The following is a 26,140-nucleotide window of genomic DNA, read 5'->3' as shown; positions in this document are numbered from 1 at the left end:
CAGTTGGACATGGCGCGATCGCAATCTGCCATGCCGCACGGGCCCGGGACAGCCCTCTGCCGGACTTTATGACCGCACGCCGCTTCTGCCGCGGGCGGCACACAAGGGCGGCCCTTTACAGGTCGTAGACCACCGTGACGGGCGCATGGTCGCTCCACCGCTCGGCGTGGCTCGCGGCGCGCTCCACGTACGCCTTCACCGCGCGCCCGGCGAGACCCGGCGTCGCGACGTGGTAGTCGATGCGCCAGCCCGTGTCGTTGTCGAAGGCGCGCCCCCGGTAGGACCACCATGAGTAGGGGCCCTCCACGCCGGGGTGCTGCGCCCGCACGACGTCCTCGTACTCCTCGAAGACCTCGCTCAGCCAGGCGCGCTCCTCGGGCAGGAAGCCGGAGCTCTTCTTGTTGCCCTTCCAGTTCTTGAGGTCGGCCTCCTGGTGGGCGATGTTCCAGTCGCCGCAGACGACGACGTGACGCCCCTCGGCGGCGGCCCGCTCCTTGAGCTCCTTCAGGTACACGAGGAACTCCCCCATGAACCGCACCTTCTCGTCCTGCCGCTCGGTGCCGACCTCCCCCGAGGGCAGATACAGGCTGGCGACGGTGACCCCCGGCAGATCGGCCTCCACATACCGCCCGCTGCCGTCGAACTCCGCCGACCCGAAGCCGACCCGCACCCGGTCCGGCTCGCGGCGCGTGTAGAGGGAGACACCGGCGCGCCCCTTCGCGGCGGCGGGCGCGTGCACGACATGCCACCCCTCGGGCGCGCGGACCCCGTCCGGCAGCTGCTGCGGCTCGGCGCGCACCTCCTGCAGGCACAGCACGTCGGCCGTACTGCCGCCGAGCCACTCCACGAAGCCCTTCTTGGCGGCGGCACGCAGCCCGTTCACATTCACAGAGGTCACTGTCAGCACAACATTCGCCTTACTCGTCCTTGGCCACTTCCTCCTCGGGCCAGGGGTCAGGCTCCCACACCGAGCGCGCGGGGACCGCGCCGCCTCATTTCGGTGGCTCGGCGGCTCACCGCCCCGGCACACTGGACCCGCGTTCCCCACGCACCTCCCGGCCACCACCCCATCGCATAGAAGTACGATGCCTCGCATGACTATCCAAGTTGCCGCCGCGGCCACCGCCACCCCCGTCCACCTGCGCACGGTCACGTTCGCGCACCCCGACGCGGTCGAGCTCAACGACCGCGTCCAGCTCGAATACGCGCAGCGCTACGGCGACGAGGGCGACGCCACCTACCTCGACCCGTCCATGTTCGAGCCGCCACACGGCCTGTACCTCATCGCGTACGACGAGAACGGCACCCCGCTGGCCACCGGCGGCTGGCGCGCGATGGACGCGAACGGCGAGGGGTACGACGACGGCGACGCGGAGCTGAAGCGGATGTACGTCACACCCGAGGCGCGCGGCCTGGGCCTCGCCCGCCGCATCCTGGCGGTCCTGGAGGACGACGCGAAGGCGGCGGGCCGCGCCCGCATGGTCCTGGAGACCGGCACGAAGCAGCCGGAGGCGATATCGCTCTACCTCTCCAGCGGCTACGCCCTCGCCCCGACCAAGTTCGGCCACTACCGCTTCGACGAGCTGAGCCTGCACTACGCGAAGGCGCTCTAGCCCGGGTCTCCAGCCCGGAGCCGACGGGGGCCGCAACGCAAAGATCCCGTCCAGTTCGATGAACTGGACGGGATCTCATGTGCGGTGGACCTGTGGGGATTTGAACCCCAGACCCCCTCGATGCGAACGAGGTGCGCTACCAGACTGCGCCACAGGCCCTTGCAACGAGTGAAACTCTAGCATCCCGATCCGGGTGCTCGGAAATCCGCTCTCGCTGGTCAGCGGGGGCGGACCCCACGGCGCCTCACTCGTTGGCGGCGCGGGGCCGGTCCCCGTCCTCGTACTGGTCGAAGAGCGGCGTACGCCCGCGCTCGCGGGACCGGCGCGCGGACGCGGCCCGGCGCTTGTCGCTGCGCCCACCCGCGGCGTCGGCGCCCTCGGCCCCGTCGATGTCCCCTGCGCCTCCGACGCCCCCGGTGCCCTCGGCGGACCGCCGCGGCTCGTCGGCGGCCGGTTCGGCGGTGCTGGAGCGCGCCGAGCTCCAGGCGTCGGGGGCGCCCAGGTCGACGCTGCCGGTGGCGCGCGGGGCGACCGGCGCGGTCACATACGTCGGCAGGGGCACCGGGACCGGGTCCCAGCTGTCGCCGCGGCCGGGCCCGCGCTGCCGCTCGCGCTGCTGGTCGACCCACTCCGCGTGGTCGGTCTGCTCGACGAGGGCGCGGCGGTCGGCGGCGAGCGCCGACAGGCCCGTCTCCGTCCCGGGGTCCGTGCCTTCCCGCGCCTCGTCGACGACGGGCTCCGCGCCGACGGGCCTGCGCCGGGGCTGGCGCTCGCGCAGCCGCCGCGCCGCGGCCTCGGCCCGCTGCCGGTCCATCGTGTACGTGAAGCGGCGCCGCTCCTGGCCCCGCAGATAGACGATGTACGCGCTCAGCAGCACGGCGGGCGCCGCGGGCGCCCACAGGAACGCGAGGCCACCGATCGCGGCGACGACCGTCCCGGCCGTGAAGGCGGCGAAGAGCATCACCGTCGTGCGCCGGCGCCGCGCGAGGACCTTCGAGCGCCGGGCGCGCGCGGCGGCCTCCGCCGAGGCGGCACGCCGAGCGCGCGACGCCTGGGCGTGCGAGGGCTGCTCGCGTTCGGGTTCGGGTTCGGACGCGGATTCCGGTGCGGGTTCCGGTTCGGACGCGGGGCGCGCCTTCTGACGGGCCGGGGGCTCGACCCGGGCGGCGGGAGACTCCACCGGGACCGCCGGGGGCTCCACCGGGACCGGCTCGGGTGCCACCGGATCCACCGGAGGCGCGACGAAGGCCCGGACGTCCACCGAGCCGGTGACGTCGTCCGGGTCGCCGCGCGTCTCGCCTTCTTCGGGCGAGCGGGCTTGCAGGTCCTTGGCGTATCGGCGCTCCATCCCCGCCCGTCCGGACAGCAGCCGGATGGCGGTGCTGAAGCGTTCCGTCGGACGGGCTTCGTTCAGCTCGTCCTGCCTACGGAGCCACATCGGCACCAAGTAGGCGGCCCAGGCCCCGACGATGATTGCGTAGATGAGGCCGCTGCTGCTCACGCTCACACGGTAGAGGGGTTTCGTTGAGGCCATCTGCCAATTGCGCCGGTGTGTCGCACGATCTGGCTGATATCTCGAACTTTTTTTGTGACTGATGCGATCAACAGGGCGCGAACAGCGTGAAATTAAAGTCTGAGACAAGGCTCATACGAGCCTCATACGATCCCGAGAGGAACCTCAGACGGACCTCAGATGGTCGATCGCCGATCAATTTCGAACACGTATTTCATTTACGGCGGTCGGGGCGGTGACCGGCGCCGCTAGGCGGTGTTCCGGGGCCGCGCCTGGTGCCAGCGGTGCAACAACCCCTCGGGAACCTCTTCGGCGGTGAGCGCGAAGACGAGATGATCGCGCCAGGCCCCGTCGATGTGAAGATACCGTGGACGGAGCCCCTCCTCGCGGAATCCGAGTTTCTCCGTGACCCGCCGACTCGGCGTGTTCTCGGGGCGAATACAGATCTCGATACGGTGCAGCCCGACCGCGCGGAAGCAGTGGTCCACGGCGAGCGCGACGGCGGTCGGCATGACTCCGCGCCCCGCGACGGACTCGTCGACCCAGTAGCCGACGTGGCCCGAGCACATCGATCCCCAGGTGATGCCGGCGACCGTCAACTGCCCGACGAGGCGGCCCTGGTACTCGATGATGAACGGCAGCATCCGGCCCGCGGCCGCCTCGGCGCGCAGATGGCGGACCATCTGGCGGTAGGTGGGGCGGTGCACGATCGGGCCGCTGGCCGTGGGCGGCGGGATCGTGGCCTCCCAGGGGCGCAGCCAGTCGCGGTTGCGCCGGTTGACCTCGCGCCACGCGCGCTGGTCGCGCATCTTTATCGGGCGGAGGGTGACATCGCCGTCCGTCAGCTCGACGGGCCAGGAAGGGCTGTTCAGCTCGCACCCCCCGCGGGTCCGGGATGGTCGCCGCCGCGCAGCTGGTCCACGGCGTGCCGCAGCAGCGGCTCCAGGACGGCGAGGCCGTCGCGCACCCCGCCCGTGGAACCCGGCAGGTTCACGATGAGCGTCCGGCCCGCGACCCCGGCGAGGCCCCGGGAGAGCACGGCCGTGGGGACCTTCTCCCTGCCGTACGCGCGGATCGCCTCCGGGATGCCCGGCACCTCGTGGTCGATGACGCGGCGGGTGGCTTCCGGGGTGCGGTCGGTGGGTGAGATGCCGGTGCCGCCGGTGGTGACGATGACGTCGTAGCCCGCCTGCGCGCCGACGCGCAGGGCCTGCTCGACGGGGTCGCCGTCGGGGACGACCCGCGGCCCGTCGACGGCGAAGCCGAGCGCGGCCAGGCCCTCGGCGATCAGGGGGCCGCCGCGGTCGGGGTAGACCCCGGCGGCGGCGCGGTTGGAGGCGGTGACGACGAGCGCCTTGTACGCGGCGCCCGGCCCCTGCGGGGTCGTCGCCGACGACCCGTGCTCCCGCTCCCCGTCCGCGTGCCCGTGCGCGTGGCCGTGCCGTCCGCTCATGCGCCCGCTCCTTCGCGGCTCCAGTCCCCGGACTTGCCGCCCGTCTTCTCCTCGACGCGTACGTCCGTGATGACGGCGCCCTTGTCGACGGCCTTGACCATGTCGATCACCGTGAGGGCGGCGACGGTCACCGCGGTGAGGGCCTCCATCTCGACGCCCGTACGGTCCGTCGTCTTCACGGTGGCGAGGATCTCGACGGCGTCGTCCGCCACGGAGAGGTCGAGCTTCACTCCGGAGACGGCCAGCGGGTGGCAGAGCGGGATCAGGTCAGGGGTGCGCTTGGCTCCCATGATCCCGGCGATCCGGGCGGTGGCCAGCGCGTCTCCCTTGGGGACGCCCTCACCCCGCAGAAGCTCGATCACCCGCGGCGAGACGAGGACTCGGCCGCTCGCGCGGGCGGTGCGCGCGGTCACGTCCTTCGCGGAGACGTCGACCATGCGGGCCGCGCCCGCCTCGTCGATGTGCGTCAGTCGCTGCTGCTCAGGGGATCCGGGGGTGTCCCCCCGGGAAATCGCGGTCATGTGCTGTGGCGCTCCCGGTCCGGGCCCCGCGCGGTGCGGCGCGCGCGGGCCTGTTGTGCGCGACACGGTACCGCGCGAACGGCGTCCTCAGCCGAGCAGGACCATCTCGACGTCCGTGCCCGGCTCCACCGATGTGGTGTCCTCGGGGACGACGATCAGCGCGTTCGCGTGCGCGAGCGCGGCGATCAGATGCGAGCCGGAGCCGCCGACGGGCGTCACGGTGCCCGCCCCGGCGTCGTGGCTGCCCCGCAGGAACTGGCGGCGCCCCCGGGGCGAGCGCAGCGCCCTGTCCGTGGTCAGCCGCGCGCGCGTGGCGGGCCGGTGGACGTCGGGCAGGCCCATCAGGGTGCGGATCGCGGGGCGTACGAAGAGCTCGAAGGAGACGTACGAGGAGACGGGGTTGCCCGGCAGCGCGAGCAGCGGGGTGTGGTCGGGGCCGATGGAGCCAAAGCCCTGCGGTTTGCCCGGCTGCATGGCGAGCTTGCGGAACTCCACCCCGCTGCCCGCCCCGATGCCGGTCTCCTCGTCCGGGTCGCCGACGGAGGTCAGGGCCTCCTTCACGACGTCGTACGCGCCCACGCTCACGCCGCCCGTGGTGACGATGAGGTCGGCGCGGATCAGCTGGTCCTCGATCGTGGAGCGCAGCGTCTCGGCGTCGTCGGCGACCGCGCCCACGCGGTAGGCGATGGCTCCGGCGTCGCGGGCCGCGGAGGTGAGGGCGAAGCTGTTGGAGTCGTAGATCTGACCGTCAGCCAGGGGCTCGCCGGGCTGGATGAGTTCGCTGCCGGTGGACATGACGACCACGCGCGGGCGCGGGCGCACCATCACCGTGCCGCGGCCGACCGCGGCGAGCAGGGCGATCTGCGGCGGCCCGAGGACCGTGCCCGCGGACAGGGCGCGGTCGCCGGCCCGGACGTCGCTGCCCCGCGCGCGTACATGCGCGCGTGCCTCGGCCGGGCGGTGCACGCGGACCTCCCCGGAGGCGCCCTCGGGGGCCGCGCTGTGGGCGCGCATCCCGGAGACGGGGCCCTCGCCGAGGCCTCCGTCGGTCCACTCCACGGGGACGACGGCCTCGGCGCCGGGCGGCAGCGGCGCGCCGGTCATGATGCGGGCGGCCTGGCCCGCGCCGACGGTGGGCTGCTCGCCCGCGCCCGCGGCCACGTCGCCGATGACGCGCAGGACGGCGGGGAACTCCTCGCTCGCGCCCGCGACATCGGCGACCCGTACCGCGTACCCGTCCATGGAGCTGTTGTCGAAGGGCGGCAGCGAGACGGGCACCGTGACGTCCTCGACGAGGACGCAGCCCTGGGCGTCGAGGAGTTGCAGCTCGATGGGTTCGAGCGGACGGACCGTCGTGAGGATGTCGTCCAGATGCTCTTCCACCGACCAGAGCGCGTCCTGGCCGGTGGGCGGTGTCGTCGTGCTGCTGCTCAAAGTGCTACATCTCCTCGGTGACGTAACTGCGAAGCCAGGCCTTGAAGTCCGGCCCCAGATCTTCACGTTCGCACGCGAGTCTGACAATGGCACGCAGGTAGTCACCCCGGTCGCCGGTGTCATAGCGGCGGCCCTTGAAGACGACGCCATGCACCGGGCCGCCGACCTTCTCGTCCGCGGACAGCTGCTGGAGGGCGTCGGTGAGCTGGATCTCGCCGCCGCGGCCCGGCTCGGTCTTGCGCAGGACGTCGAAGACGTTGGGGTCCAGGACGTAGCGGCCGATGATCGCGTAGTTGCTGGGGGCGTCGGCGGTGTCGGGCTTCTCGACCAGGTCGGTGACCTTGACGACGTCGCCTTCCTCGGTGGCCTCGACGGCGGCGCAGCCGTAGAGGTGGATCTGCTCCGGGGCCACCTCCATGAGGGCGATGACGCTGCCGCCGTGGCGCTCCTGGACCTCGACCATGCGGGCGAGGAGGGGGTCGCGCGGGTCGATGAGGTCGTCGCCGAGGAGGACGGCGAACGGTTCGTTGCCGACGTGCGGAGCCGCGCACAGGACGGCGTGACCGAGCCCCCTGGGGTCGCCCTGGCGGACGTAGTGCATCGTCGCGAGGTCGCTGGACTCCTGGACCTTGGACAGCCGCGCCTCGTCGCCCTTCTTCAGGAGGGCCGACTCCAGTTCGTAGTTGCGGTCGAAGTGGTCCTCCAGCGGGCGCTTGTTGCGGCCCGTGATCATGAGGACGTCGTCGAGACCCGCGGACGCGGCCTCCTCGACCACGTACTGGATCGCCGGCTTGTCGACGACCGGCAGCATCTCCTTGGGGGTCGCCTTGGTGGCCGGCAGGAAGCGCGTGCCGAGGCCTGCCGCCGGGATGACCGCCTTGGTGATCCGGGGGTGGGGGGGGTGAGACTCAGTCATGCGGCCACCATATCCGGTACGTATGTGCGGAATCTGTGGGTCCAGATTGTTGAACGGCATATGAGCCCATCAGAAAGGATTTGTGAGCATCCCATGAGCGGAACCGAGGCCGACGGCCAGCCAACCAAGCGCACGTTGCGGCGAGACCTCCTCGCGGTGAGAAGCGGGTTGACTGGGGATGACGCGGAGAAGGCCGCCGCGGTTCTCGCCGAGCGCGCGCTGGAGCTCGTCGAGTTGGCCGGGGCGCGGACGGTCGCGGCGTACGTCTCCGTGGGGAGCGAGCCCGGCACGCGCGTGCTGCTCGACGCCCTCCACGCGCGCGGGACGCGCGTCCTGCTGCCGGTGCTGCTCGCGGACAACGACCTGGACTGGGCCGCGTACGACGGAGAGGGCTCCCTCGTCCGCGTGCGGCACCCGGGGAAGATCGAGCTGCTGGAGCCCTCCGGGGCCCGGCTCGGGCCGGAGGCCATCCTGGCGGCGGACGCCGTGCTGCTGCCGGGGCTGGCCGTGGACGCGCGCGGGACACGGCTCGGACGCGGCGGCGGGTCGTACGACCGCGTCCTGGCCCGTCTGGAGCGCGCGGGCGCCGATCCCGCGCTCGTGGTGCTCCTGTACGACTCCGAAGTGGTCGCCCACATCCCGGCGGAGGCTCACGACCACCCGGTGCACGCCGTGGTGACGCCCTCCGGAGTACGCCGCTTCCGCTGACCCCCGGAATACCGAAAGGGCCCTCCACGCGCGTGGAGGGCCCTTTCACTGTCTGCCGGTCCCGGTCAGGGGCGCAGGACCAGCTTGTCGCTGGTGCTGCGTTCGACCGCCTTCTCCGTGTGGGCCCACGGCAGGAGTTCGCCCTTGGCCCACTTGTCGGTCTGATCGGTGTAGTGCGCGTTGTACGCGTGCCCCGAGGCGCCGGTGAGGTTGATCCACTTGGACTTGTCGAGGTCCTTGAGGTTCACCACCATGCGCATCGACGGCACCCAGACCACGCCGTAGCCGCCCGCCGCGTTCCAGCCGGTGGCGTTGACCGCCGCCTCGCCGCCGCCGAGGTTCCAGGGGCCGCGGTTGAGCACGTACTGCAGCCAGCCGGGGCCTTCGGTGCCGAGCGTCTGGTTCTTCAGCGTGAGGCGGTGCAGCCGCCCCCAGCTCCAGGTGTCGATGTCCTTGCCCAGCTTGGCCGTCAGGTCCCAGCGCGCGTCCTCCATGGCCCGCGCGAACAGCCCGTCGCGGGTCTTGGTCTTCCCGTCGGTGCGGGTCGCCGGCGTCTTCCACCAGTCGTTGGTCTCGTCGTCGAGGATCTTGCGTACCACTTCGTAGTAGCGGTCGCCGCCGTCCGGCTGCGCCGAGTCGGCGTCACGCTGACCGCACTCGCGCACCTTCTTGCCCTCGTCGGCGGGGCCGGTGTTACCGGCCGGCTCGACGTTCAGGCACTGGCCCTTGACGCGCAGCTCCTTGGGGAGCTTGTTGCCGAAGGCGAGCTTGAGGATGTTGCGCCAGACCGAGTTGAAGTACGCGGCGGCCGCCGAGTCGGCGTCCTGGGTGTAGTCCCAGCCCTCCAGGAGCTTCTGCGCCTCGCGGACGTACTTGTCCTTGACGTCGATCTTCAGCAGCTTGGGCACCAGCAGCTTGGCGATCTCGCTGCTGTTGTCCATCTGCATGAGGCGCATGTCCTCGGTCGAGATCTTGCCGCCGTTCTTGATCTTCGACTGGATGAGGTCGTCGATGCGCTGGCTGCGCGCGCCGTAGCCCCAGTCCGAGGTGAGCTTGTACGGGTACTTGGCCTTGTCGGTGTCGTCGATCACGGCCTGGTTGGCGGTCACGATGTAGCCGCGCTCGGGGTCGTACTCGTAGGGCAGCGCGTCCTGCGGGATGGAGCCGGTCCAGCGGTACTCGGGGTCCCAGCCGGGCGCCGGGAGCGAGCCGTCGCCCTTGCCGCGGGTCGGGATCCTGCCGGGCGCCTGGTAGCCGATGTGGCCGTCGCGGTCGGCGTAGATCAGGTTCTGGGAGGGCACTTCAAAAGAAGCGGCCGCCTTGCGGAACTCCTTGAAGTTCTCCGCCTTGTTGAGGTCGAAGACGGCGTCCATGGACTTGCCGGGGCTCAGCGCGGTCCAGCGCAGCGCCACTCCGTAGCCGTCGCCCCGGTCGGGGGCCGCGGTGTCGACGTGGGCCTTCTTGCCGACCTTGACCAGCTCGTCGTCGCGGTCGGAGATCAGCGGGCCGTTGTTGGTCTCGCGGACCGTGATCTTCTTCGACTTGCCGCCCGCGACCTTGATGGTCTCCTCGCGCGAGGTGAAGGGCTTCACCTTGCCGTCGTACTGGTAGCCGTCCCCGGCGAACTTCTCCAGGTACAGGTCCGTGACGTCGGCGCCGAGGTTCGTCATGCCCCAGGCGATCTCGTTGTTGTGGCCGATGACCACGCCCGGCATGCCCGAGAAGGTGTAGCCCGAGACGTCGTACTGGCACTTGTCGGAGACCGACCGGCAGTGCAGGCCCATCTGGTACCAGACGGAGGGCAGCTGCGGTGCCAGGTGCGGGTCGTTCGCGAGGAGCGGCTTGCCGGTGATCGTGTGGTCACCGGCGACGACCCAGGAGTTCGAGCCGATGCCGTTGCCGTTCGGGCCGAGGATCGCGGGGACCCCGTCCAGGGCGTCGGAGACCTCGGAGAGCTGCGACTGGAGTCCGTCGGGGGCCTGGGCGCCACCCGCGAGGCCGGTGCCGCCCGTGCCGGTGGTGCCACCCGTGCCGGTGGTGCCGCCGGTCCCGCCGGTTCCGGACTGGGTGCCGGGGGTGCCCTTCGCGTCGTACTCCTCGGTGACGCCGTCGTACGCGCCCTCTTGGACGATGGGCTTGTTCCGCTTGTACGGGTACTCCGGGTACAGGTCCTTGATCTGCGAGGGGCCGAGGCGGCTCGTCATCAAGGAGCGGTCGATCTCGTCCTGCATGTTGCCGCGCAGGTCCCAGGCCATGGCCTTGAGCCAGGCCACGGAGTCGACGGGGGTCCACTCCTGCGGCGCGTAGTCGTTCTCGAAGCCCAGCGCCGCGTACTCGACGGAGATGTCCTTGCCGTCCTTGCCGTCGAGGTAGGCGTTGACTCCCTTGGCGTAGGCCTGGAGGTACTTCTTCGTCTCCGGGGAGAGCTTGGAGTCGTACTCCTTCTTCGCCACCCGGTGCCAGCCGAGCGTGCGCAGGAACTCATCGGTCTTGACCTGGCTCCTGCCGAACATCTCGGAGAGCCGCCCGGAGGTCATATGACGTCGTACGTCCATCTCCCAGAAGCGGTCCTGCGCCTGGACGTAGCCCTGCGCCATGAACAGGTCGGCGTCGGACTCGGCGTAGATCTGCGGGATTCCGTTCCCGTCGCGCTTCACGTCGACGGGGCCCGAGAGGCCGTCGAGCTTGATCGTTCCCTTGGTCTGCGGGAAGGAGGCGCGCACGGTGCTGACGCTCCAGTACGCGCCGAAGCCGATGCCTCCGACGATGGCCAGGACCAGGACGATCACGACGAGTCGGGCTCGGCGCCCCTTCTTCTTGCCGGACTTATGACCGGAAGAGGCGTTGGTGTTGGAGGGCATCGCTGTCCTTGCTGTCCTTACGCGAGCGGCAGGGCGGGCTGTGCTGTCGAGTGGGCGGCTCTGGGAGCGCTGGAGCAACCATAGGCGCAGGGCGTCTCGGCTCCGGACGCGGAGTCAGGAACCGGACCCCTGAAGATCGTAAGCGCGTTCGAAGGCATCAAGAAGGCGTTAACAATTAGGTAAGGTAACGAAGTACTTGGCTCGCAAGAAGTGCTTGCGCGCGCATGGAGGAAGGAACGGCCCCTGACTGTCCACCACCTCAACCAGCTCCTGCTCGTCTGCTCGCTCGTTCTGCTCGTCGCGGTGGCGGCGGTCCGCATCTCGTCGCGCAGTGGGCTCCCCAGCCTGCTCCTGTACCTCGGCATCGGTGTCGTCATGGGCCAGGACGGCATCGGCGACGTGCACTTCGACAACGCCGAGCTGACGCAGGTCATCGGCTATGCCGCCCTGGTCGTGATCCTCGCCGAGGGCGGCCTCGGCACGAAGTGGAAGGAGATCAGGCCCGCGCTGCCGGCGGCCGCCGTCCTTTCGACCGTGGGCGTCGCGGTGAGCGTGGGCGTCACGGCGGCCGGTGCCCACTATCTGGTGGGCCTGGACTGGCGGCCGGCGCTCATCATCGGCGCGGTCGTCTCCTCCACGGACGCCGCGGCGGTCTTCTCGGTGCTGCGGAAGGTGCCGCTCCCCTCACGCATCACGGGCGTCCTGGAAGCGGAGTCGGGGTTCAACGACGCCCCTGTGGTGATCCTCGTCGTGGCGTTCTCCACGGCGGGACCGGTGGACGAGTGGTACATGCTGCTCGGCAAGATCGCCCTGGAGCTGGCGATCGGCGCCGCGATCGGCATCGCGGTCGGCTGGCTCGGCGCCTACGGCCTGCGGCATGTGGCACTGCCCGCCTCCGGCCTCTACCCCATCGCCGTGATGGCGATCGCCGTCGCCGCCTACGCGGCCGGCGCCATGGCGCACGGCAGCGGCTTCCTCGCCGTCTACCTCGCCGCGATGACCCTCGGCAACGCCAGGCTGCCGCACTGGCCCGCCACCCGAGGCTTCGCCGAAGGGCTCGGCTGGCTCGCCCAGATCGGCATGTTCGTCCTGCTCGGCCTCCTGGTCACCCCGCACGACCTGCTCGCCGACACCTGGCCCGCGATCGTCATCGGCCTGATCCTGACGGTGGTGGCGCGCCCGCTGGAGGTCGTCCTGAGCCTGGTGCCGTTCCGCATGCCGTGGCAGGAGAAGGCGCTGCTCTCCTGGGCGGGCCTGCGCGGCGCCGTGCCCATCATCCTGGCCACGATCCCGATGGTGAGCGGCGTCGAGGACAGCCAGCGGATCTTCAACATCGTCTTCGTACTCGTCGTCGTCTACACCCTCATCCAGGGCCCCACGCTGCCCTGGCTGGCCCGGACGCTGCGGATCGGCGGCTCCCCGGAGGCCGCCGACCTGGGGATCGAATCGGCGCCCCTGGAGCGGCTGCGCGGCCATCTTCTGTCGGTGGGCATCCCCAAGGGCTCGCGCATGCACGGCGTCGAGGTCGGCGAGCTGCGGCTGCCCATGGGGGCGGCCGTCACGTTGATCGTGCGGGACGGCGAATCGTTCGTGCCGCTGCCGACGACGGTGCTGCGGCGCGGCGACGAGCTCCTGGTGGTGGCGACCGACCCGGTGCGGGACGCGGCCGAGAGTCGGCTGCGCGCGGTCGGGCACGGCGGAAAGCTCGCCGGCTGGCTGGGAACCGACGGAGAAAAACACCAATCGTAGGTGGCGGGGGTCTCATCGGCTGTGATCACAGGGGCAGATGAGGCTCTTCCCTGTACGATAAAGGCACTCAACCGAACCACCTGATCGAACCAACTCTGCCTGAAGCAGAGCTGGCGCGACCGTATGGCGGTCGTGGCGCCCCCGCAGTGGGCCCCGGCATCTACCGCAGTTCCGCGCAAGAGGACAGCTCTCGGCGCCGCCGCCCCACAAGGGGGGCCGCGCTACCAGGCGGCAGAAAGGCACGGGCCGTGGCATCCACGGTCACCGAATCCCGCCCGGGTTACGGACAGCTCCTGCGCACCCCTCGCGCCTGGACGTTCCTGCTCCCCGGCTTCGCGGCGCGACAGCCGTTCGCGATGCTGACCATCTCCATCGTCCTGCTGGTGCAGCACACCACCGGCTCGTACGGTGCCGCGGGCGCCGTCTCGGCCGCCACCGGCGTCTCCATGGCGCTGTTCGCCCCCTTCAGCGGCAAGCTCGCCGACCGGTTCGGGCAGCGCGCCGTGCTGGTGCCCGGCGTGCTCGTGCACTCCGCGGCCGTCGTCGCCCTGACGGTGCTCGCGCTCTCCGACGCCCCCTTGTGGGCGCTCTTCGTGGCCGCCGTGCCCGCGGGCGCGTCGACGCCGCAGATCGGCCCCATGGTGCGGGCCCGCTGGGGCGTCAAGCTCCAGGACTCGCCGCTGGCCACCACCGCGGCCGCCTTCGAGTCGGTCACCGACGAACTGACCTTCGTCCTCGGCCCGCTCGTGGCGACCGCGCTGTGCACCGGCATCGACCCCTCCGCCGGCCTGCTCACGGAGGCCGGGCTCACGCTGATCGGCGGTCTGCTGTTCGCCGCGCAGAAGAGCACCCAGCCGAAGCCGTCCTCTCAGGACGAGGGCCACGCGCGCGTGGAGCACGTCTCGGCGCTGCGGGTCCCCGGCATCCGGGTCCTGATCGTGACGTTCGTCGGGATCGGCGCCGTCTTCGGCGGGATGCAGGTCTCGCTGGCCGCCTTCTCCGAGTCGATCGGCGAGCCCGGCCTGAACGGCGTCCTGTACGGCACGTTCGCGGCGGGCAACATGCTCTCCGGCGTCGTCTGCGGCGCCATCGCCTGGAAGGTCTCCCCGCAGCGGCGCCTCCTCGTCGCCTACGCGGCGCTCACGCTGATGGCCTCCGGGCTGTGGGCCGCGCACTCCGCGCCGCTCCTCGCCGGGCTCGGCCTGCTGGTCGGCGTCTGCATCGCGCCCGCGCTGATCACCGGCTACACGCTGGTGGACAAGCTCGTCGCGCCGACCGGCCGCACCGAGGCCTTCACCTGGCTGACCGGCGCGGTCGCGCTCGGGCAGGCGGCGGCCGTCACGGTCGCCGGACAGCTGGAGGACCGCTTCTGGGACGGGGCCGGGTTCCTGGTCCCGCTGGGCGGCACGGCACTGGCCCTGGTGGTCCTCGTGACGCTGCGCTCGCGGCTCGTCCCCAAGACCTCGGGCCGCACCGTGGCACGTGGCGTCGGTCACCGCGTGCCGGTCACGGTGGACTGATCTCGCGGAATACGTCACTATGGACCGTCGTTAGCACTCATCGAGTGAGAGTGCCAGGAGGAAGCAAGTGCCGACGTACCAGTACCAGTGCACCGAGTGCGGCGAGGGCCTCGAGGCGGTGCAGAAGTTCACGGACGACGCCCTGACGGCGTGCCCGAGCTGCGAGGGACGCCTCAAGAAGGTGTTCTCGGCGGTCGGCATCGTCTTCAAGGGCTCCGGCTTCTACCGCAACGACAGCCGCGGCTCGTCGTCGAGCAGCACGCCGTCGACGGCGACGTCGAAGTCCACGTCCGACGCGAAGCCCGCGTCCGACGCGAAATCGTCGTCCGACGCGAAGTCCTCATCGGCTTCCTCGTCGTCTTCGAGTTCGACGTCGTCGACGTCTTCGAGTTCGGCCGCGTAGGGCCTCTTCCCGCTTCAAAGCCTTTCTCCGGGACCCCGCCGTCCACCGACGGCGGGGTCTTCGGCGTGTCCGGGCCCGGCTACTGTGCGGTCCATGGTGAACACGGCGAACGCGACGCGGGCCGAGATCGGCGTGATCGGCGGCTCCGGTCTCTACTCCTTCCTCGACAACGTGGCCGAGGTCCAGGTCGACACCCCCTACGGAGCCCCGAGCGACTCGCTCTTCCTCGGCGAGGCCGCGGGCCGGCGGGTCGCGTTCCTTCCCCGGCACGGCCGGGGCCACCATCTGCCACCGCATCGCATCAACTACCGCGCCAACCTCTGGGCGCTGCGCTCCGTCGGCGTACGCCAGGTGCTCGGGCCGTGCGCGGTCGGCGGACTGCGGGCCGAGTACGGACCGGGGACGCTACTCGTGCCCGATCAGCTGGTGGACCGCACCAAGGAGCGTACGCAGACGTACTTCGACGGGGTGCCCCTGCCGGACGGCAGCGTTCCCGACGTCGTGCACGTCTCGCTCGCCGACCCGTACTGCCCGACGGGGCGGACGGCCGCGCTGAAGGCCGCCCGCGGCCGTGGCTGGGAGCCGGTGGACGGCGGAACGCTCGTCGTGGTCGAGGGGCCGCGCTTCTCGACCCGGGCGGAGTCGCGCTGGCACGCGGCTCAGGGCTGGTCGGTGGTGGGCATGACCGGGCATCCCGAGGCGGTGCTCGCGCGGGAGCTTGAGCTCTGCTACACGTCGTTGACGCTGGTCACCGACCTGGACGCGGGCGCGGAGACCGGTGAGGGGGTCTCCCACGAGGAGGTGCTCCAGGTGTTCGCCGCGAATGTGGACCGGCTGCGGGGTGTGCTGTTCGACGCGATCGCGGGGTTGCCGGTGTCGGTGCCGGTGCCGGCCGACGGGGCGCGGGGATGCCTGTGTGCGGGGGCGCTGGGTGGGATGGATCCGGGGATTCCGCTGCCGTGAGGCTGAGGGAGACAAGAGAGGCAAGAGAGGCAAGAGAGCCTGGGGAGGACAGGGAGGCTGGGCGGAACTTCCCCTTCGGGTGAGGGAGTTGTCCACAACCGGGGAGTAGTCCACGGGCCTCAGCGGGAATCGGCGCGAGCCTGCATCGTGAGAGCGGAAGCCCAGCTCTACGCATCGCAGGCGGTGGTTGTCGTGACCCACGTACCTACTCAGGCCCGGCCGGCTGACGGCTGCCCGGTCCCCCACTTCTCGCCCGTGCGGGTGCGCGGCGGGCACCCGCGGCTGCGGCGCCTGCTGCGCCACCGGCGGCGGGCCCTGGCCGTGGGGCTCGCGATGACCGCCGCCGCCCTCGCGGCCTCGGCCCCTCCCCCTCCGGACACGGGTCGACCGCGGGGCTCCGCGGCGGCCGCTGATCCCTCGGCGCAGCCGCCGCCCTCGGAGGCGGTGACCGCGCCCGTGCGGATCGCGGACGCGGCCGCCGTGGGGCTGCTGCGCCCCGGCGACCGGGTCGACGTGATCGCCGCCGAAGGGCCGCCCGGGAGCGGTGCGAAGCCACGCGTCGTGGCGGCGGGGGCGCGGGTCTCCGAGGTGCCCGAGCAGGTGGAAGGGTCTGCCGAGAGCGGGGCGTTGGTGGTGCTCTCGGTGCCGCGCGACACGGCGGCGCGACTGGCCGGAGCCGGGGCGAGTGCCCGCTTGGCGGTGACGCTGCGATGAGCGTCCCTGTTCACGATCGCACTGACACCCGGTCACGTCGCTCGTCCGGGAGAGCGGATTGGACAGGCCGTCCACGGTCTGGCGTAGGTTGCGGAGTCGTCTGTTCCGCACCCCGCACATGCGACGAAGGGCCTCGTGGTGAGCGAGAAGAAGGTACCGGGCGTCTGGGAGGGCTTCAAGGCCTTCCTGATGCGCGGCAATGTCGTCGACCTGGCGGTCGCGGTGGTCATCGGCGCCGCGTTCACGAACATCGTGAACTCGGTCGTGAAGGGTGTCATCAACCCGCTGGTCGGCGCCTTCGGGACGAAGAACCTCGACCACTACAGCTCATGCCTGAAGTCACCCTGCGAGACGAACGGCACCGGCAAGGTCGTCTCGGGCATCCCGATCATGTGGGGTTCCGTGCTGAGCGCGATCCTCAGCTTCGTGATCACCGCGGCCGTCGTGTACTTCCTGATGGTGCTGCCGATGGCCAAGTACCTGGCGCGGGCGGCCGCCAGGAAGGCCGAGAAGGAAGGGACGAAGGAGGTCATGGAGGTCTCCGAGCTGGAGGTCCTCAAGGAGATCCGCGACGCCCTGGTGGCGCAGCGCGGCTCCGGGCCCCGCGAGGAGTAGCCCGGCGGGGAACAGCCCGGCCCCGGCCTCGGAGCTGGTGGGCTCAGAGGTGGTGGGGCGGCTTCTCGTCGAGGAAGCGTGCCAGGTCGGCGGCGCTGTCGCCGCCGGAATCGGCCCGCTCGCCCCACCCTCGGTCCGTATCGTCCGAAGACTGCTGCGACAGCGGATCGTCGAAGACCAGCGTGTTCTTCGGCTTCTTCGGCTCCTCCGGATCGCGCGATCCGTGGGCGGGGGCGGTACTCATGCCTCCAGGGTACGTCGGCCGTACCGGACAGCCGCCGTCGGACGGCCCCGAGGCCCTGACCTGCGAGGCCGAGCCGGGGGCCGCGGGGGGCCGGGCGGTGATACGCGTGTGGCGCGGCGCGGCCCGGATCGGCGGACGTCTTCTGGTGTTCTGGGCGCATGACGTCATCCCCCCACTCCGCCGACTCCCCCGGCACCCCCGGCGCTCCCGGCACCCCCACCTCCCGCCCCTCGCCGCCGGGCTTCTCCAAGCCGCTGCGGCCGCTCGTCGCCCGCGGGCGGGACGAGAAGCACCGCGCCGCGACACCGCTGGAGCTCTTCTTCGACCTCTGCTTCGTCGTGGCGGTCGCGCAGGCCGGTGCCGAGCTGGTGCACGCGGTCGCCGAGGGGCACGCGGGCGAGGGCATCCTCAATTACGCGATGGTGTTCTTCGCGCTGTTCTGGGCCTGGGTCAACTTCTCCTGGTTCTCCTCGGCGTACGACAACGACGACGTGCTGTACCGCGTGGTCACGCTGATCCAGATCGCCGGTGTCCTCGTCTTCGCCGCCGGAGTCTCCCGGGCCTTCCAGGACCACGACTTCCTGTTGATCTGGCTCGGCTACCTGATCATGCGGATCGCGCTCTCCTCGCAGTGGCTGCGCGCGGCCGGGGCGGCGACCGGTGCCGAGCGGACCACGGCTCTGCGGTACGCGATCGGGGTGGTGATCTGCCAGATCGGCTGGTCGGGGCTGCTGTTCCTGCCGGAGGACGCCCGGCCGTGGCTGTTCCTCGTGATGGCGGTCGCCGAGATGTGCGTGCCGGTGATCGCGGAGCGGAAGTACACCACGGCCTGGCACCCGCACCACATCTCGGAGCGGTACGGACTGTTCACGATCATCGTGCTCGGCGAGACGATCGCGGCGGCGACGGTCGCGGTGAAGTCGGGCATCGAGGAGAACGACGCGCTCGACGAACTCCTGCCCATCGCCGCGGGTGGGCTGCTCATCGTCTTCGCCGCGTGGTGGATCTACTTCGTCGTGCCGGCCCACGGGCGGCTGCACGGCAACCACCAGGCGTTCCTGTGGGGGTATGGCCACTACGTGATCCTCGGCTCGGCCGCGGCGATCGGGGCCGGGATCGAGGTGGCGGTCGAGCAGGCCGTGGGCCAGGCGCCGCACCTCTCGACGCTGGCCGCGTCCGCCGCCGTGACGGTCCCGACGGCGCTCTATCTGATTACCGTGTGGGCGCTGCACGCGCGGTACTTCAAGGTGGGGCTCGCCCAGCAAATGGTGCTGCCGGTGAGCGCGTTGGCGACGCTGGCGAGTACGTTCGCGGGGCGCTGGGCGGTGCTCGTGGCGGGTCTCGTGGCGACAGCGACGGTCGTGACGGGGGTGACGCTCACCGCCCGTATGAACCGCGCCACCAGGCCCGCATGAATCGCGCCGCCCGGACCTCGTGAACCACCGCGCGTGATACGCATCGGCGTATGACTACTGACTCCCTGACCGATGTCGCGGGCCTGCGCGTCGGGCATGCCACGCTCGTCGGAGACGAACAACTGACTGGGACGACGGTCGTGTTGGCGCCCGAGGGAGGCGCCGTCGCCGCCGTGGACGTGCGCGGCGGCGGGCCCGGCACCCGCGAGACGGACGCCCTCGATCCGCGCAACCTCGTGCAGCGCGTCGAGGCCGTCGTGCTCACCGGCGGCAGCGCGTACGGTCTGGACTCCGCGTCCGGGGTGATGGCGTGGCTGGAGGAGCGGGGCCGAGGGGTGCGGGTCGGCGCCGATCCCTCCCACGTGGTGCCCGTCGTCCCCGCCGCCTGCGTCTTCGACCTGGGCCGGGGCGGCGACTTCAGGGCCCGCCCCGACGCGGCGACCGGGCGGGCCGCGGTGGAGGCGGCCGCGCGCACCGAGCCGTTCACGCCCGTCGAGGAGGGCAACGTCGGCGCGGGGACCGGCGCGGTGGTCGGCAAGATGAAGGGGGGTATCGGCAGTGCGAGCGTCCGCCTCGACTCGGGCATCACGGTCGCGGCGCTGGTCGTGGCGAACGCCGCGGGGTCGGGGTTCGATCCGAGGACGGGTGCGCTGTACGGGCGGTACTTCGAGGGGCAGCGGGTCGGTTACCCCGCGCCGGAGGTGCACGAGGAGGCCGCGCGGCGCCTAGCCGAGGCCGCTGCCGGGAACGGGCCGCCGCCCCTCAACACCACACTCGCCGTCGTCGCCACCGACGCCGAACTGACCAAGGCGCAGGCGCAGAAGCTCGCCGGCACCTCGCACGACGGCATGGCGCGCGCCGTGCGGCCCGTCCACCTCCTCAACGACGGTGACACGGTCTTCGCCCTCGCCACGGGGGAGCGCCCGCTGGACGCCGGCAGCCCGCTCGCGCTCAACGAGATCCTCGCCGCGGGCGCCGACCTGGTGACGGCCGCGATCGTGCGGGCGATGCTGGCCGCGGAGTCCGTCCGGACGCCGGGCGGCACGTTCCCCGCGTACCGCGATCTCTACGCGTAGGAGCGCGTGTTGGGCACCTGGTGTGCCCGTTCTCACACCCTCCGGAGGGAACCTCTCCGCGCCACGGGGCGCTCTTTAGTCGTACTGGAACAGAACGTACTGGATCAGAACACGTACTTGGAGCAGCCCGTGACAAGGTCGGTCGTAGTCAACCCCCGGCGCCGTGCCCTGCTGGCCGCCACCGCGCTCGCCGCCGTGGGCGCGCTGACCCTCACGGCCTGCGGGGGCGACGCGGGCGCCAAGGACGACAAGAAGGGCGGGAGTTCCGCCGCCAAGGGCGCCGACATCACCATCTCCTCGAAGGACGGCGCCACCGACGCCTCGATCAACGCCACCGGCGTGAAGGTCAAGGGCGGCAAGCTGACCAGCGTGAAGATGACGTCGGTGACGTCCGGCACCGCGGTCGAGGGAACCATCTCCGGCGACGGCACCACCTGGAAGCCCAAGGGCCAGTTGGAGCGCGGCACGAAGTACAAGGTCACCGCCAACGCCAAGGACCCCAAGGGCAACGCGGCGACGGAGAACGCGACGTTCACCACCGTCTCCTCGGCCAACAGCTTCATCGGCAGCTACACCCCGGACGGCGGCACCACGGTCGGCGTCGGCATGCCGGTCTCCTTCAACTTCGACAAGGCGATCACGGAGAAGAAGGACGTCCAGTCGCACATCACGGTGACGTCCACCAGCGGCCAGAAGGTCGTCGGCCACTGGTTCGGCAACCAGCGCCTCGACTTCCGGCCCGAGGAGTACTGGAAGGCCGGCTCCAAGGTCACCATGAAGATCGACCTGGACGGCGTGAAGGGCGGCAACGGCATCACCGGCGTGCAGCACAAGACGGTCACCTTCACCGTCGGCCGCGCGCAGGTCTCCACCGTCGACGTCAACGCCAAGAAGATGACGGTCGAGCGGGACGGCAAGGTCATCAAGACCATCCCGATCTCCGCGGGCAGCGCGTCGAACCCGACGTACAACGGCAAGATGGTGATCTCCGAGAAGTTCACCCAGACCCGTATGAACGGCGACACGGTCGGCTTCGGCGGGGAGTACGACATCAAGGACGTGCCGCACGCCATGCGGCTCTCCCAGTCCGGCACCTTCATCCACGGCAACTACTGGGGCTCGCCGTCGATCTTCGGCAGCGCCAACACCAGCCACGGCTGTGTCGGCCTCCAGGACGCGCGGGGCGCGGGCGACCCGAACACACAGGGCGCCTGGTTCTTCAACAACTCCCTGATCGGTGACGTCGTGACGGTCAAGGGCTCCCCCGACAAGACGATCTCCCCGGACAACGGTCTCAACGGCTGGAACATGTCGTGGAGCGAGTGGACGGCGGGCAGCGCGAGCTGACGCACCCCTCAACTGAGCGAGCCACGTGGGAACTTCCCACGTGGCTCGCGCGTTTTCCCGTTCCCGGGCATGATGTCGGACCCAGGGGCTACGGTATGCACTCACCAGGTGACATGCAGCAACGCCGGGAGAAGCCTTGAGCGTTCCGTACGAAACGGCGTACCAGCCACCCGAGTCGCCCGAGCCACACTCTCCGGAGGAGCACCTCGAGCGACTCCTCGGCCGCGCCCTGAACTCCTTCGACCTGCCGGACGAGGTGATAGGCCGCCTCGACTCGGCCCTCGCGTACGACAGTTCCCTGCACTCCGCGCACCACAGCGCGGGGCTGCACCGCGAGACGTACAGACACACCTGGCTGCTCGCCGACGCGTCCGTGCTCACGCTCTGGGAACTCGTGCACAACACGACGCCGGGCAGCGCCCCGACGTATGAGATCTACGCCGACGAGGAGGAGGCGGGCGTCGCCACGTCGCGGCTGCCGCTGCCGCCCGACCCGCCCGTCTGCGGCCGGTCCTTCGTGCTCCAGATGCCGGCCGACTCCGTGCCCCGTCACTCGTACGCCCCCGACGACTCGGCGGACCACGCGCGCCGGCTGCTGCGGCGCGCGGAGAACGACGACCGCCCCGGCGAGGACATCGCGCGCCTGCTGCGCGCGGCGTTCGCCCATCAGATAACGCAGGCCTTCGGCCGCCCCGGCCTGAGCGGCGAGGCGCGGCTGAGCTTCTCGCTCTACGAGCACGCGTTCCTGCTCTTCGACGGCGGCGAGATCAGCCTGTGGGAGGTCGAGCACACGCTGACGCCCGACGGACGCCATATGTGCGAGGTGTACGCCACCGAGGAGGCGGCCCGCGCCGCGATGGAGCGCAGGGCGACGGGCGCGGCGCCGGGCCAGTAGGAAGGCTTCGGGGCTACGAGCGCCCGTCGCCGTACTGGCCGCCGTACTGGCGTACGAGTCCGGCGAAGGCGGCCCGTTCGTCCGCCGTGAGTTCCACGGTCTCCGCGCGCGGTGGGCCCTGCTGGCCCGGGATGGAGCCTCCCCTGCTCGACCGGAGTGGAGAGCTTGGGGAGGTCCGGTCCCTGCGCATCACCCGCACCAGACCGACGGCCCAGGCCACGGTCGCCACGGCGAGCACGGTCACGCCTATCTGCTGAACGATCGAGACATCCCGGAACATGCGGCCCAGTAGACAACAAGGGCAGGGACTTCCGACAGGGGGGTTATGGGGCTTAGGTCCTGAAGTGACGCAAGTCGCACATGCGCGCGCCCGCGCCCTTGAGCAGGATCACCACGACCGTGGAGACGCAGACACCGGCGGCGATCGCCACGAGGTAGAGCAGCGGATGCCCGATCAGCGGCACCACGAAGACACCGCCGTGCGGGGCGCGCAGGGTGCAGCCGAAGGCCATCGACAGGGCGCCGGTGACCGCGCCGCCCGCCATCGACGCGGGGATCACCCGCAGCGGGTCGGCGGCCGCGAACGGAATCGCGCCCTCGGTGATGAAGGAGGCGCCCAGGAACCAGGCCGCCTTGCCGTTCTCCCGCTCGGTCCTGGTGAAGAGCCTGCCGCGCACGGTCGTGGCGAGCGCCATGGCGAGCGGCGGCACCATGCCGGCCGCCATCACCGCGGCCATGACCTTGAGGCTGCCGTCGGTCGGGTGGGCGAGGCCGCCCACAGCGAAGGCGTACGCGACCTTGTTCAGCGGGCCGCCGAGGTCGAAGCACATCATCAGGCCGAGGATGACGCCGAGGATGATCGCGTTGGCGCCGGAGAGGCCCTCCAGCCAGTCGGTCAGCGCGCTCTGCAGGGACGCGATGGGCTTGCCGACGACGAGGAACATCAGGAAGCCGACCACCGCCGAGGAGATCAGCGGGATCACCACGACCGGCATGATGCCGCGCAGCACGGCCGGGATGCGGACCCGCTGGACGCCCATGACGACGGCGCCCGCGATCAGGCCCGCGGCGAGACCGCCGAGGAAGCCCGCGTTGATGGTGACGGCGACCGAGCCGCCGACGAAGCCGGGGACCAGACCCGGCCTGTCGGCCATCCCGTACGCGATGTAGCCCGCGAGGACCGGGACCAGGAAGGCGAAGGCGAGCCCGCCGATCTGGAACAGCAGCGCGGCCCAGCTGGTGTGGTCCGTCCAGATGAAGTGCTCGGCGACGGACGGCGCCTTGTCGATCTTCCAGCCGCCGATGGCGAAGCCGAGGGCGATGAGGAGGCCGCCCGCGGCGACGAAGGGGACCATGTAACTCACGCCGGACATCAGCCACTTGCGCAGCTTGGTGGCGTAGCCGTCGCCGCTCTCCCCGGTGTCGTCGACCGGGCTCGGGTCCTTGGCGCCCGCGGTCGTCTCGCCGCGGGCCGCCTTCTCGTGGGCCTGTGCGATCAGTTCCGCCGGGCGGTTGATGGCCGCCTTCACGCCCACGTCGACCGTGGGCTTGCCCGCGAAGCGTGGCTTGTCCCTTACGGGGATGTCGTGGGCCAGGATCACCGCGTCCGCGGCGGCTATGACCGCCGGGTCCAGGCGGGTGAAGCCTGCCGAGCCCTGTGTCTCCACGGTCAGTTCTACGCCTGCCTCGCGGGCCGCGTTCTCCAGGGACTCGGCCGCCATGTAGGTGTGGGCGATGCCTGTGGGGCAGGAGGTGACGGCGACGATGCGGAAGGGCTGCGGGGTGGTGGGTTCTGTTTCTTGTTCCACGCTTCGCGCGGGTGCCTTCCCGTCCGCGCGCCCGTTGCCCCGGATGAGGGCCGTTGCCGATTCCGCGTCCGTCGTGGCCCGCAGTGCGGCCGTGAAGTCCGCGTCCATCAGTTGTCTCGCCAGTGACGACAGGATCGTCAGGTGGGCGTCGTCCGCGCCCGACGGGGCCGCGATCAGGAAGATCAGGTCCGCCGGGCCGTCCGGCGCCCCGAAGTCGATGCCGCGGGCCGAGCGGCCGAAGGCGAGGGTCGGCTCGGTGACGTGCTCGCTGCGGCAGTGCGGGATGCCGATGCCGCCGTCCAGGCCGGTCGGCATCTGCGCCTCGCGGGCCGCGACGTCGGCGAGGAACCCGTCCAGGTCGGTCACGCGCCCGAGGGCCACCATGCGCTCGGCGAGGGAGCGGGCCGCGGCTTCCTTGCTTTCTGCGGACAGGTCGAGATCGAGGTCGACCAGATCCGCGGTGATCACGTCGGTCATCGCGGGCTCCTTGGCTTCGTTCCGTGGGCGTGTGGGGCGTGGGCGTAGGGGCGGCTCATGAGGCCGGCTCTGTCAGTACGCGGTCCAGCGGGACGTCGGCCGTCACGGTGACCGCCTCCGGCCTCAGGTCCGAGGGCGACGGCATCACGCTGCCCGGCAGCTGGACCGCGGCGGCGCCGTGCGCCACGGCCGAGGCGAGGGCGCGCGCCCCTGTGCCGCCCGCGATCAGGAAACCGGCCAGGGAGGAGTCACCGGCGCCGACGTTGCTGCGTACGGTGTCGACCGGGGCGCTCGCGAAGTACGCGCCCGAGGGGTCCACCAGGAGCTGGCCGTCCGCGCCGAGGCTGGCGAGTACGGCGTGCGCGCCCAGTTCCCGCAGTTCCTCCGCCGCCTCGACCGCGTCGCCGACGGTGGCGAGGGGGCGGCCGACGGCTCCGGCGAGCTCCTCGGCGTTGGGCTTGACGACGTCGGGGCGTTCGGCGAGGGCGGCGAGCAGGGCGGGGCCCGAGGTGTCCAGGGCGATACGGGCGCCCGCCGCGTGGGCGCGGGACACCAACTCGGCGTACCAGGAGGGCGCGAGGCCGCGCGGGAGGCTGCCGCAGCAGGCGACCCAGTCGGCGCCGACGGACTTCTCGCCGACGGTGGCGAGCAGGGACTCCTGCTCGGCCTCGGAGAGTTCGGGGCCGAGGGCGTTGATCTTCGTCAGAGTGCCGTCCGGCTCCGCGACCGCGATGTTGGAACGGGTCTGCCCGGCCACCGGCACCGGGGCCGCCTCGATGCCCTGCTCATCGAGGAGCCGGGCGACCAGCGCGCCGGGCGCGCCGCCGAGCGGCAGCACGGCGACGGTCCGTACACCCGCCGCCGCCACGGCCCGCGAGACGTTGACGCCCTTGCCGCCCGGGTCCATACGGTCACCGGTGGCGCGCACGACCTCGCCGCGGTCGAGGGAGGGCACCTCGTAGGTACGGTCGAGGGAGGGGTTCGGGGTGACGGTGAGGATCATGCGCGTACTACTTCCGTGCCGGCCCGTTCGATGGTGGCGGCTTCGTCGGGGGCGAGGCCGGTGTCTGTGATCAGTAGGTCCACATCGGTGAGGTCGCCGAAGCGGGCGAAGTGGTCCTGGCCGTGCTTGGCGGAGTCCGCCAGCAGGACGACCCGGCGGGCCGCGGCGACGGCCGCGCGTTTCACGGCGGCCTCGGCGAGGTCGGGGGTGGTGAGCCCGGCCTCGGCGGAGAAGCCGTTGGCGGCGAGGAAGAGGACGTCGGCGCGGATCTCTCCGTACGCCCGTAGAGCCCAGGCGTCGACGGCCGCGCGCGTACGCTGCCGGACCCGGCCGCCGATGAGGTGGAGCTGGATGCCGGGGTGGTCGGCGAGGCGGGCGGCGGTCGGCAGGCTGTGCGTGACGACGGTGAGCGTCGACTCCAGCGGGAGAGCCGCCGCGAGCCGCGCGACGGTCGACCCGGCGTCGAGGACGACGCTGCCCTCGGCGGGCAGCTCGCCGAGGGCGGCGCGGGCGATGCGGTCCTTCTCGTCCGCGGCGGTGCCCTCGCGCTCGGCGAGGTCCGGCTCGAAGTCCAGGCGCCCGGCCGGTATGGCCCCGCCGTGCACACGGCGTACGAGCCCGGCGCGGTCCAGTGCCTTCAAGTCGCGGCGGATGGTCTCCGCGGTGACCTTGAACTCCTCGGCCAGCGACAGCACGTCGACCCGCCCGCCGTCTCGCGCGAGCCGCAGGATCTCCTGCTGTCGCTCCGGTGCGTACATGTCCGTTTGCCTCCGCCGCATGCCCGTTCCTGTGGTTTCAGAGGGACAGTACGGCTGGATTTCGGGAAAGTAAACATCTACGGGCGTGACGTGGACACAATCGGACTTCCGGTTCTGCGTGACCTCACGGATTT

The 26,140-nt window shown here is 71.2% G+C and carries 25 protein-coding genes and 1 tRNA gene; 12 read left to right on the top strand and 14 right to left on the bottom strand.

What is annotated here, in order from left to right:
* Window positions 1-115 precede the first annotated feature (115 nt).
* Window positions 116-907: an exodeoxyribonuclease III gene (locus tag ACWDVB_RS06490; RefSeq protein WP_451517381.1), complete on the bottom strand. Its 792-nt coding sequence runs from the start codon at window positions 905-907 to the stop codon at window positions 116-118.
* Between the two features lie 187 nt (window positions 908-1,094).
* Between ACWDVB_RS06490 and ACWDVB_RS06485 the strand changes: the two genes are divergently transcribed.
* Window positions 1,095-1,613, top strand: coding sequence for a GNAT family N-acetyltransferase (locus tag ACWDVB_RS06485; RefSeq protein ID WP_451517382.1), 519 nt, complete (start codon window positions 1,095-1,097; stop codon window positions 1,611-1,613).
* Window positions 1,614-1,698: 85 nt separating this feature from the next.
* Here the strand turns inward: ACWDVB_RS06485 and ACWDVB_RS06480 are convergent.
* The 7 genes from ACWDVB_RS06480 to galU form a co-directional block, all read right to left on the bottom strand.
* Window positions 1,699-1,772: transfer RNA gene (locus ACWDVB_RS06480), tRNA-Ala, on the bottom strand.
* Between the two features lie 85 nt (window positions 1,773-1,857).
* Window positions 1,858-3,114 (bottom strand): divisome protein SepX/GlpR, encoded by a 1,257-nt coding sequence (gene sepX / locus ACWDVB_RS06475; protein WP_451517383.1) that lies wholly within the window; start codon window positions 3,112-3,114, stop codon window positions 1,858-1,860.
* A 260-nt stretch (window positions 3,115-3,374) separates the two neighbouring features.
* Window positions 3,375-3,998 carry a GNAT family N-acetyltransferase gene (locus ACWDVB_RS06470; RefSeq protein ID WP_451517434.1) on the bottom strand — a complete coding sequence of 208 codons (624 nt, stop codon included), beginning with the start codon at window positions 3,996-3,998 and terminating at the stop codon, window positions 3,375-3,377.
* Window positions 3,995-4,579: a MogA/MoaB family molybdenum cofactor biosynthesis protein gene (locus ACWDVB_RS06465; RefSeq protein ID WP_451517384.1), complete on the bottom strand. Its 585-nt coding sequence runs from the start codon at window positions 4,577-4,579 to the stop codon at window positions 3,995-3,997. Before ACWDVB_RS06465 ends, ACWDVB_RS06470 begins: the two co-directional genes overlap by 4 nt.
* The gene (gene moaC, locus ACWDVB_RS06460; RefSeq protein WP_451517385.1) at window positions 4,576-5,100 is read right to left on the bottom strand and encodes a cyclic pyranopterin monophosphate synthase MoaC; all 525 of its coding nucleotides are present in this window, start codon (window positions 5,098-5,100) and stop codon (window positions 4,576-4,578) included. Before moaC ends, ACWDVB_RS06465 begins: the two co-directional genes overlap by 4 nt.
* Before the next feature lie 87 nt (window positions 5,101-5,187).
* A complete protein-coding gene (gene glp / locus ACWDVB_RS06455; protein WP_451517386.1) occupies window positions 5,188-6,534 on the bottom strand; it encodes a molybdotransferase-like divisome protein Glp in 1,347 nt (448 codons plus the stop codon).
* Between the two features lie 4 nt (window positions 6,535-6,538).
* On the bottom strand, window positions 6,539-7,450 hold the full coding sequence (galU, locus tag ACWDVB_RS06450) for a UTP--glucose-1-phosphate uridylyltransferase GalU (RefSeq protein ID WP_451517387.1): 912 nt from the start codon (window positions 7,448-7,450) through the stop codon (window positions 6,539-6,541).
* Between the two features lie 93 nt (window positions 7,451-7,543).
* Here galU and ACWDVB_RS06445 point away from each other — a divergent pair, with 93 nt between their 5' ends.
* Window positions 7,544-8,158: a 5-formyltetrahydrofolate cyclo-ligase gene (locus ACWDVB_RS06445; protein WP_451517388.1), complete on the top strand. Its 615-nt coding sequence runs from the start codon at window positions 7,544-7,546 to the stop codon at window positions 8,156-8,158.
* 65 nt (window positions 8,159-8,223) lie between these two features.
* On the opposite strand, the gene ACWDVB_RS06440 is transcribed toward ACWDVB_RS06445, so the two are convergent.
* Window positions 8,224-11,019 (bottom strand): penicillin acylase family protein, encoded by a 2,796-nt coding sequence (locus tag ACWDVB_RS06440; protein WP_451517389.1) that lies wholly within the window; start codon window positions 11,017-11,019, stop codon window positions 8,224-8,226.
* A 210-nt stretch (window positions 11,020-11,229) separates the two neighbouring features.
* On the opposite strand from ACWDVB_RS06440, the gene ACWDVB_RS06435 reads away from it, so the two are divergent.
* From ACWDVB_RS06435 to mscL, 6 genes are all read left to right on the top strand, one after another.
* A complete protein-coding gene (locus ACWDVB_RS06435) occupies window positions 11,230-12,768 on the top strand; it encodes a potassium/proton antiporter (RefSeq protein ID WP_451517390.1) in 1,539 nt (512 codons plus the stop codon).
* Window positions 12,769-13,016: 248 nt separating this feature from the next.
* Complete coding sequence (locus ACWDVB_RS06430; protein ID WP_451517391.1) at window positions 13,017-14,288, top strand: MFS transporter; 1,272 nt, start codon at window positions 13,017-13,019, stop codon at window positions 14,286-14,288.
* Window positions 14,289-14,355: 67 nt separating this feature from the next.
* Entirely contained in the window at window positions 14,356-14,691 is a 336-nt protein-coding gene (locus tag ACWDVB_RS06425) for an FmdB family zinc ribbon protein (RefSeq protein WP_451517392.1), read from the top strand.
* A 93-nt stretch (window positions 14,692-14,784) separates the two neighbouring features.
* Window positions 14,785-15,654, top strand: a complete 870-nt coding sequence (locus ACWDVB_RS06420; protein ID WP_451517393.1) for an S-methyl-5'-thioadenosine phosphorylase — start codon at window positions 14,785-14,787, stop codon at window positions 15,652-15,654.
* Window positions 15,655-15,846: 192 nt separating this feature from the next.
* The gene (locus ACWDVB_RS06415) at window positions 15,847-16,368 is read left to right on the top strand and encodes an RcpC/CpaB family pilus assembly protein (RefSeq protein ID WP_451517394.1); all 522 of its coding nucleotides are present in this window, start codon (window positions 15,847-15,849) and stop codon (window positions 16,366-16,368) included.
* Between the two features lie 138 nt (window positions 16,369-16,506).
* The gene (gene mscL / locus ACWDVB_RS06410) at window positions 16,507-16,983 is read left to right on the top strand and encodes a large conductance mechanosensitive channel protein MscL (RefSeq protein ID WP_451517395.1); all 477 of its coding nucleotides are present in this window, start codon (window positions 16,507-16,509) and stop codon (window positions 16,981-16,983) included.
* Between the two features lie 43 nt (window positions 16,984-17,026).
* On the opposite strand, the gene ACWDVB_RS06405 is transcribed toward mscL, so the two are convergent.
* Entirely contained in the window at window positions 17,027-17,227 is a 201-nt protein-coding gene (locus tag ACWDVB_RS06405) for a hypothetical protein (protein WP_451517396.1), read from the bottom strand.
* Between the two features lie 158 nt (window positions 17,228-17,385).
* On the opposite strand from ACWDVB_RS06405, the gene ACWDVB_RS06400 reads away from it, so the two are divergent.
* The 4 genes from ACWDVB_RS06400 to ACWDVB_RS06385 all read left to right on the top strand — a co-directional run bounded on the left by ACWDVB_RS06400 (window position 17,386) and on the right by ACWDVB_RS06385 (window position 21,960).
* Window positions 17,386-18,642 (top strand): low temperature requirement protein A, encoded by a 1,257-nt coding sequence (locus ACWDVB_RS06400; protein WP_451517397.1) that lies wholly within the window; start codon window positions 17,386-17,388, stop codon window positions 18,640-18,642.
* A gap of 50 nt (window positions 18,643-18,692) precedes the next feature.
* Complete coding sequence (locus ACWDVB_RS06395) at window positions 18,693-19,718, top strand: P1 family peptidase (RefSeq protein ID WP_451517398.1); 1,026 nt, start codon at window positions 18,693-18,695, stop codon at window positions 19,716-19,718.
* A 117-nt stretch (window positions 19,719-19,835) separates the two neighbouring features.
* Complete coding sequence (locus ACWDVB_RS06390; protein WP_451517399.1) at window positions 19,836-21,065, top strand: L,D-transpeptidase; 1,230 nt, start codon at window positions 19,836-19,838, stop codon at window positions 21,063-21,065.
* A gap of 136 nt (window positions 21,066-21,201) precedes the next feature.
* Window positions 21,202-21,960 (top strand): DUF6227 family protein, encoded by a 759-nt coding sequence (locus ACWDVB_RS06385; RefSeq protein ID WP_451517400.1) that lies wholly within the window; start codon window positions 21,202-21,204, stop codon window positions 21,958-21,960.
* 13 nt (window positions 21,961-21,973) lie between these two features.
* On the opposite strand, the gene ACWDVB_RS06380 is transcribed toward ACWDVB_RS06385, so the two are convergent.
* Genes ACWDVB_RS06380 through ACWDVB_RS06365 form a run of 4 tightly spaced genes read right to left on the bottom strand, consistent with a single transcriptional unit; the run spans window position 21,974 to window position 26,006 of the window.
* Entirely contained in the window at window positions 21,974-22,240 is a 267-nt protein-coding gene (locus ACWDVB_RS06380; RefSeq protein ID WP_451517401.1) for a hypothetical protein, read from the bottom strand.
* Between the two features lie 52 nt (window positions 22,241-22,292).
* Window positions 22,293-24,245, bottom strand: a complete 1,953-nt coding sequence (locus ACWDVB_RS06375; protein ID WP_451517402.1) for a PTS fructose transporter subunit IIABC — start codon at window positions 24,243-24,245, stop codon at window positions 22,293-22,295.
* A gap of 55 nt (window positions 24,246-24,300) precedes the next feature.
* Entirely contained in the window at window positions 24,301-25,248 is a 948-nt protein-coding gene (gene pfkB / locus ACWDVB_RS06370; RefSeq protein ID WP_451517403.1) for a 1-phosphofructokinase, read from the bottom strand.
* Window positions 25,245-26,006: a DeoR/GlpR family DNA-binding transcription regulator gene (locus ACWDVB_RS06365; RefSeq protein ID WP_451517435.1), complete on the bottom strand. Its 762-nt coding sequence runs from the start codon at window positions 26,004-26,006 to the stop codon at window positions 25,245-25,247. Before ACWDVB_RS06365 ends, pfkB begins: the two co-directional genes overlap by 4 nt.
* Between the last annotated feature and the right edge of the window lie 134 nt (window positions 26,007-26,140).

This window comes from Streptomyces sp. NPDC003379 (assembly GCF_053589195.1).
The sequence above is the reverse complement of the archived record's forward strand: the minus strand, read 5'-3'. Positions and strand labels throughout refer to the sequence as shown.

Excerpts from the sequence above, each read along its gene's own strand:
- ACWDVB_RS06485 (WP_451517382.1), top strand. The coding sequence starts at position 1,095 with ATGACTATCCAAGTTGCCGCCGCGGCCACCGCCACCCCCGTCCACCTG.
- ACWDVB_RS06465 (WP_451517384.1), bottom strand. The coding sequence starts at position 4,579 with ATGAGCGGACGGCACGGCCACGCGCACGGGCACGCGGACGGGGAGCGG.
- moaC (WP_451517385.1), bottom strand. The coding sequence starts at position 5,100 with ATGACCGCGATTTCCCGGGGGGACACCCCCGGATCCCCTGAGCAGCAG.
- galU (WP_451517387.1), bottom strand. The coding sequence starts at position 7,450 with ATGACTGAGTCTCACCCCCCCCACCCCCGGATCACCAAGGCGGTCATC.
- ACWDVB_RS06445 (WP_451517388.1), top strand. The coding sequence starts at position 7,544 with ATGAGCGGAACCGAGGCCGACGGCCAGCCAACCAAGCGCACGTTGCGG.
- ACWDVB_RS06440 (WP_451517389.1), bottom strand. The coding sequence starts at position 11,019 with ATGCCCTCCAACACCAACGCCTCTTCCGGTCATAAGTCCGGCAAGAAG.
- ACWDVB_RS06420 (WP_451517393.1), top strand. The coding sequence starts at position 14,785 with ATGGTGAACACGGCGAACGCGACGCGGGCCGAGATCGGCGTGATCGGC.
- ACWDVB_RS06405 (WP_451517396.1), bottom strand. The coding sequence starts at position 17,227 with ATGAGTACCGCCCCCGCCCACGGATCGCGCGATCCGGAGGAGCCGAAG.
- ACWDVB_RS06400 (WP_451517397.1), top strand. The coding sequence starts at position 17,386 with ATGACGTCATCCCCCCACTCCGCCGACTCCCCCGGCACCCCCGGCGCT.
- ACWDVB_RS06395 (WP_451517398.1), top strand. The coding sequence starts at position 18,693 with ATGACTACTGACTCCCTGACCGATGTCGCGGGCCTGCGCGTCGGGCAT.
- ACWDVB_RS06380 (WP_451517401.1), bottom strand. The coding sequence starts at position 22,240 with ATGTTCCGGGATGTCTCGATCGTTCAGCAGATAGGCGTGACCGTGCTC.
- ACWDVB_RS06375 (WP_451517402.1), bottom strand. The coding sequence starts at position 24,245 with ATGACCGACGTGATCACCGCGGATCTGGTCGACCTCGATCTCGACCTG.
- pfkB (WP_451517403.1), bottom strand. The coding sequence starts at position 25,248 with ATGATCCTCACCGTCACCCCGAACCCCTCCCTCGACCGTACCTACGAG.
- ACWDVB_RS06365 (WP_451517435.1), bottom strand. The coding sequence starts at position 26,006 with ATGTACGCACCGGAGCGACAGCAGGAGATCCTGCGGCTCGCGCGAGAC.